Raw genomic sequence first — 6,322 nt, forward strand, 5'->3', positions numbered from 1 at the left:
CGCAAGGCATCGGGACGACCTTCGCGGCCGCCGAGCGCCTTAAGAACGTTTACGGCACCGCAGACCTTGAAGGCCCGGGCCTCGCCGAGCGCATCGAGGCGCCGCGCCTCGGAGACGACGGCCGCCTGCATGCCTCCCGCCTCGAACGCGGAGAAATCGCGCGGATTATTGCGCCGCGCATCGAAGAAATCTTCGAAATGGCGCAAAGCCTGCTCGCCCGCAGCGATGTAAAGTCGGTCCTGCCACAGCGCATGGTGCTCACCGGCGGCGCCAGCCAGCTCCCCGGCGTGCGCGAAGTGGCCACCCGCATCCTAAAGTGCCCGATCCGCCTCGGTCGGCCGGTCCTTGCAGAAACTTTAGGCGAGCAACTGGCAACTCCAGCTTTTTCAACGGCTTCCGGTTTGCTACTCTATCCGGAGTTGGGGTTCACAGACGCTGCGCGGGCTGGCGCATCGTCACTGGAAACTGAAGCGGAAGGCAGCTCGGGACGGCTGAAGAATGCGCTCTACTGGCTCAAGGAAAATTTCTGAGGCCATCCGGGGCTCACTTAAGCGTTTTTTAGCGGCAGGCGCGCATTCTGCCTGTTCCAGCCAGCCCGGCAGACGCAGACGTAGATTGAGGCGCAATGACCCAGGAACTTAATCCGCGGATTCTCGTGTTCGGTGTTGGCGGTGCAGGCGGCAACGCCATCAACAACATGATCGAGGCAAACCTCCAGGGTGTCGAGTTCATCGTGGCCAATACCGATGCGCAGGCCCTGACGCGTTCGCGCGCCGACAACCGGCTGCAACTCGGCCTCGCAACCACATCCGGCCTCGGCGCCGGCGCCCGTCCGGAAATCGGCGCCAAGGCCGCTGAAGAATCCCTCGACGACATCCGCGCCCGCCTCGACGGCGCCCATATGGTATTCATCGCTGCCGGCATGGGCGGCGGGACCGGCACCGGCGCAGCCCCGATCATCGCGCGCGCCGCGCAGGAAATGGGCATCCTTACCATTGCCGTAATCACCAAACCCTTCGGCTTTGAAGGCGCCCACCGCATGCGTCTCGCCGAAGAAGGCCTCGCGAAAATGCGAGGACATGTCGACACGATGATCGTCGTGCCGAACCAGAACCTCTTCCGCATCGCCAACGACAAGACGACCTTCGCCGACGCCTTCCGCATGGCCGACGATGTGCTCTATTCCGGCGTGCGCGGCATCACCGACCTGATCGTCATGCCCGGTCTGATCAACCTCGATTTCGCCGATGTCAGCGCCATCATGCGCGGCATGGGCACTGCCCTGATGGGCATGGGCGAAGCGACCGGTGAAGCCCGCGCTCTGGAAGCCGCAAAGCGCGCCATCGACAATCCGCTGCTCGACGATGTGACCATCAAGGGCGCCAAGGGCGTGCTGGTAAACATCACCGGTGGCTATGACATGACGCTGTTCGAACTCGACGAAGCGGCTAATGAGATCCGCCGCGAAGTCGATCCGAATGCCAACATCATCCTCGGCTCGGCCTTCGACGCGAGCCTCGAGGGCCGCATCCGCGTATCCGTCGTCGCGGCTGGTCTCGACGGCGCCGCGCGCCGCCTGCCGATTGCCCAGCCGATCTGCGCCCGCACGCCGGACGCGGCCCCTGCTGCGATCGAGCGGTATGTCGAAGACGCCCTCGCCGAAACGGCTGACCCCGAAGACGAGTTCATCGAAGCGGCGGACGAGGAATTTGCGATCGAAGCGCACGATGAGGATCCAGATCTGAGTGACCGCCCCAAGATCGTCACACCGCCGCGCGCGCCTGCCGCCCTTCCCGCCGGCATTTTTTCCGAGCGCACCGACGCGCCGGCTCCCGACCGGCCGGCCCGCGAGGGCGCACCCGCCGCGTCCGGCTTCGCCAACCTCTTCGGCTGGCGCCGCCCGGCGCCCCAGGGCCAGAACGATTGCGAACCCGGCCAGCGCGGCGCGCCTGCAGGCTCGCAGATCATCTCCTCTGCAGATGACCATCCGGAACCGGCACCATTCGACGACGCCGATCTGGAAATCCCGGCCTTCCTGCGGCGCTCTGCCAATCATTAGGCCCCGGGTGTGGCCTTCGGGCGACACATATCCGGCGGGTTAAAACCTTTTGTTATTCAGTCTCTTACAAAGTTTTTGGCGGCCGGGCTGTAATACAGCGAAACATCGCGTGTTTTGAGTGCGGCGCCCTGCCGGGCCATCTCGTCTGGTATGTGTATGCGTACCGGGCTGAGGGCCGACAGAGACATGGCAGTTGAGCGGCAGACCACGATTTCGCGCAAGGTAAGTTGCGCCGGAATTGGCGTGCACTCGGGCGCGCGCGCGCGGCTCACCCTGCTGCCCGCCCCTGCCCATAGCGGTATCCGCTTCGTGCGCATCGATGCCGCGGCCGGCACCGGCGAAATCCTTGCGCATGCCGAAGCAGTTTCCGACACGCAGCTCGGCACCACCCTGTCCAACGAACACGGCACCTCTGTCGCGGTCGTCGAGCACCTTCTCGCCGCCGTCGCAGGTCTCGGCATCGACAACCTGCGCATCGAGATCGACGGGCCGGAAGTGCCGATCATGGACGGCTCGTCCTCGGTTTTCTACGAACTCCTCCTGCAGGCCGGCCAGCGCGCCCTTGGCGTCGCCCGCCGGCGTATCCGCGTGCTCGAAGCGGTCGAAGTCCGTGACGGGCCGAAACGGGCATCCCTGTCACCGACACACAATGACGTGCTGACGCTGCGCGCCCGTATCGAATATGACGACGCCCATATCGGCGTGCAGCAGATGGCCATGCGCCTTGCCCCCGGCATGTTCGCCCGTGATCTGGCTTTTGCGCGCACTTATGGATTTGCCCGCGATGTCGAAATGCTGCGTGCCATGGGCCTCGCCCTCGGCGGCTCGCTGGAGAACGCGGTCGTGATCGGCGACGACGGCGTAATGAATCCCGAAGGCCTTCGCATCGAGGACGAGTTCGTCCGCCACAAGATGCTCGACGCTGTCGGCGACCTGATGCTCGCTGGTGCCCCGATTGCCGGAGACTATGACGCCGTCCAGCCGGGCCACGCTCTCAACAACAAGCTGGTCCGCAAGCTGCTGGCAACGCCCTCTGCATGGTGCTGGGAAGATGCCGGCGTGCAGGCCGCGATGGAAGACGTCCGCGCAGCCGTCTGAACTGACCGGGCCCGGGCCGCTAAAGTAAACTCCGCTCACGTGGGCGCAGGCTGAGCGCAAGAGTTTGCGACAAATCAAAAACCGGGAGCACGCGATCTGATTGCAACAGATCGCGAAATCTAGTCGACGAAGCCCTTCTCCCGGCCATTCGGCGCCGTTTCGGGGGCCATCACTGTGTCGCCCAGCTCATCGCCCCGCCCTGCCAGTGAACGCACCAGCGCCATCAGATGCGTGCGCACCCGTTCGTCCTCGATCCGCGAAAAGTTGCGCACCAGTTCGATGACCGCGCGCGACGAGCCACCGGCAGTCTCCACCTTGTCCGGCGCCCCGAAGAACCAGCCGGGCTGGACCTCCAGCACCTCCGAAATCTGGGCCAGCCGGCCGGCGCTGACGCGGTTTGCGCCGGTCTCGTATTTCTGGATCTGTTGATAGGATATGGCGAGCGCGTCGGCGAGTTGGTCCTGCGTCAGGCCCAGCAGGATGCGGCGGCGGCGCATTCGCTCGCCCACCTGATGGTCCACTAAATTGGCGTCACTGAGTTTCCGGTTCGTCATGATCTTCACCCGATCGTCTGCCGAAGCCCCGTGACGGGGCCCAATTGCTGGACTGGCGGTCGCCGCCTGCGCCCTTTCCGGCACGAAACCCAACTTTTGTAAGTAGAGCGGACGGCCCAGCCGGCAAGGCCAAACTTTGTGGTTTGCCGCCGCACCGGCCCCCCGGCCGGAAAACCCTGCCATTCGGGCCTTGGAAAGGCAGGTCCATTCGGGCTAAGCAGACATGCGAAACCGTTCAGCGCTGCAGATACAGGCCGCTTTCCATGTCCAGACCCATTCCCCTTCCCGTTGCGATCGCCGTCTGCGCGCTGGCCCTCGGGGCCTGCCAATCCAACAAGCGCAACACCGAACTGGCCTATGTCGAGCGACCCGTGGAGCAGCTCTACAATCAGGGCGCCCGCCAGCTGGACGATCGCAAGTATGCCCAGGCGATCCTCTTTTTTGCAGAAGTCGAGCGCCAGCATCCCTATTCCGAATGGGCGCGCAAATCCATGGTCATGTCGGCCTATGCCTCTTACCAGACGCGCGATTACACCACCGCCATCTCCGCGGCAGAGCGCTATCTGGCGCTGCACCCCGGCGGCTCGGAAGCCGAGTATGCCTATTACCTGATCGCCCTTTGCCATTTTGACCAGATCATTGATGTCGGCCGCGATCAGGCGACAACCGAACGCGCCAGCACCGCGCTCAACGATATCATCCGCCGCTTCCCGCAAAGCGAATATGCAAAAGACGCGCGCCTCAAGCTCGACATGGTCAACGATCAGCTCGCCGGCAAGGAAATGACCGTCGGCCGCTGGTACCTGCGCTCGAACCAGACCCTGTCTGCCGTCAACCGGTTCCGCAATGTGGTCCAAAACTACCAGACAACCAGCCACGCTCCGGAGGCCCTGCATCGCCTCGTCGAAGCCTATCTGACGCTCGGCCTCAAGGATCAGGCGCTCGCCGCCGGCGCCACGCTCGGCTACAACTATCCGGAGACCGACTGGTACAAATCGAGCTACCGCCTGCTCACCAGCCAGGGCGTGGACCCGGAAGCAGTCAGCGCCTCGGAGCGGCGCACGCTGATCCAGCGGATCATCCCCGGCGGGAAATAATCCGCCGCCGGACGGTCAGACATCTCCGATCAGGTCAAGCCATTCGGCTTCCGTCATCGTGCGCACGCCGAGGCCTTCGGCTTTGGCGAGCTTGGAGCCCGCGCCCGGGCCGGCCACGAGGATATCCGTCTTAGCCGACACTGATCCCGCCACCTTTGCGCCCAGCGCGCTGGCCCTTGCCTTTGCCTCGTCGCGCGTCATCCGCTCCAGCGTCCCGGTGAACACGACCGTCTTGCCGGCCACCGGGCTGTCCGTCGCCGCCGGGATTTCATCCTCAATCTCGACTTCGGCGAACAACGCTTCCAGCATCTCGCGGTTATGCGGCTCTGCTTCAAACTGGATCAGCGCCTTGGCGGCCGCTTCCCCAATGCCGTCTATCCCGATCAGGTCCTGATAGCCTTCGCTTCCCGGGCCACCTTCCGCCGCACGTTTGACCGCATCCCAGAAGACCTGCCAGCTGAGGAAACCGCGTGCGAACTGTCCGGAAGTTGTCTGCCCGACATGCCGGATGCCGAGCCCGTTCAGAAAGCGCGCAAGCTCGGGCCTGCGGCGCGCATCGATTGCAGCGTAAAGCTTCCTGGAAGACGCAGCGCCGAACCCGTCCCAGTCTTCAAGCGGTGGCAGGCCGGCCGCCTCTATATTCGTCCGTAAGCGGAATATATCCTGCGGCGCGCGAAGCACACCCTTCTCGAAGAACAGCTCGATCTGCCGGGTCCCGAGCCCGTCAATGTCGAGCGCCTTGCGCGAGACGAAGTGCTTCAGCCGCTCGACCGCCTGCGCAGGGCAGATCAGCCCGCCCGTACATCGGCGGCGCACATCCATCTCGCCCGCCTCGTCGATCTCGCGTACGGCTGCCGAGCCGCAGGCCGGGCAGACCTCCGGCATCGTCCAGGCCGGGCCCTTCCCCGGCTTCACCACACGCAACACCTGCGGGATTACATCGCCTGCGCGCTGGATCTCGACCCCATCCCCCGGCTTTACGCCGAGGCGCGCAATCTCGTCTTCATTGTGCAGCGTCGCGTTGGACACGACGACGCCGCCGACCGTCACCGGCTCCAACCGAGCTACCGGCGTCAGCGAACCAGTCCGTCCGACCTGGATGTCGATGCCGAGCAATGTCGTCGTCGCCTTCTCGGCCGGAAACTTGTGCGCGATCGCCCAGCGCGGCGCGCGGCTGACGAAGCCAAGCCGCTGCTGCCAGTCAAGCCGGTCAACCTTGTAGACAACCCCGTCGATATCGTAGGATAGGCCGGCGCGCTGGCTCTCGACATCCCGGTAATAGGCGAGGATCTCCTGTACCGTCAGGACACCGACCATCAGCGGATTGGTCACGAAGCCCAATTTGCCGAGAAGTTCGACCGCGCCGGACTGCGTCCGCGCAAAGGGCGCGCTTACCGCCCCCCAGCCATAGGCAAAGAACCGCAGAGGCCGCGATCTGGTAATCTCCACATCCAGCTGACGAAGGCTGCCGGCGGCAGCATTGCGCGGATTGGCGAACACCTTCCGACCGGCCG

Annotated in this window: 6 protein-coding genes; 4 read left to right on the forward strand and 2 right to left on the reverse strand. The window is 64.5% G+C overall.

Going from position 1 to position 6,322, the window contains the following annotated elements:
- The 3 genes from WEA77_RS03825 to lpxC form a co-directional block, all read left to right on the forward strand.
- On the forward strand, positions 1 to 530 hold a 530-nt coding region (locus WEA77_RS03825), incomplete at its 5' end, for a cell division FtsA domain-containing protein (protein WP_368066539.1).
- A 95-nt stretch (positions 531 to 625) separates the two neighbouring features.
- The gene (gene ftsZ, locus WEA77_RS03830) at positions 626 to 2,059 is read left to right on the forward strand and encodes a cell division protein FtsZ (RefSeq protein ID WP_368066540.1); all 1,434 of its coding nucleotides are present in this window, start codon (positions 626 to 628) and stop codon (positions 2,057 to 2,059) included.
- A 186-nt stretch (positions 2,060 to 2,245) separates the two neighbouring features.
- Positions 2,246 to 3,157 (forward strand): UDP-3-O-acyl-N-acetylglucosamine deacetylase, encoded by a 912-nt coding sequence (gene lpxC / locus WEA77_RS03835; protein ID WP_368066541.1) that lies wholly within the window; start codon positions 2,246 to 2,248, stop codon positions 3,155 to 3,157.
- Positions 3,158 to 3,276: 119 nt separating this feature from the next.
- On the opposite strand, the gene WEA77_RS03840 is transcribed toward lpxC, so the two are convergent.
- The gene (locus tag WEA77_RS03840) at positions 3,277 to 3,711 is read right to left on the reverse strand and encodes a helix-turn-helix domain-containing protein (RefSeq protein ID WP_368066542.1); all 435 of its coding nucleotides are present in this window, start codon (positions 3,709 to 3,711) and stop codon (positions 3,277 to 3,279) included.
- A gap of 263 nt (positions 3,712 to 3,974) precedes the next feature.
- Here WEA77_RS03840 and WEA77_RS03845 point away from each other — a divergent pair, with 263 nt between their 5' ends.
- Positions 3,975 to 4,808 carry an outer membrane protein assembly factor BamD gene (locus WEA77_RS03845; protein WP_368066543.1) on the forward strand — a complete coding sequence of 278 codons (834 nt, stop codon included), beginning with the start codon at positions 3,975 to 3,977 and terminating at the stop codon, positions 4,806 to 4,808.
- Between the two features lie 15 nt (positions 4,809 to 4,823).
- On the opposite strand, the gene ligA is transcribed toward WEA77_RS03845, so the two are convergent.
- Positions 4,824 to 6,322 (reverse strand): NAD-dependent DNA ligase LigA (ligA, locus tag WEA77_RS03850; protein ID WP_368066544.1); only part of this gene is annotated, 1,499 nt, incomplete at its 5' end.

The organism is Hyphomonas sp. (assembly GCF_040882205.1).
Lineage (GTDB): Bacteria > Pseudomonadota > Alphaproteobacteria > Caulobacterales > Hyphomonadaceae > Hyphomonas.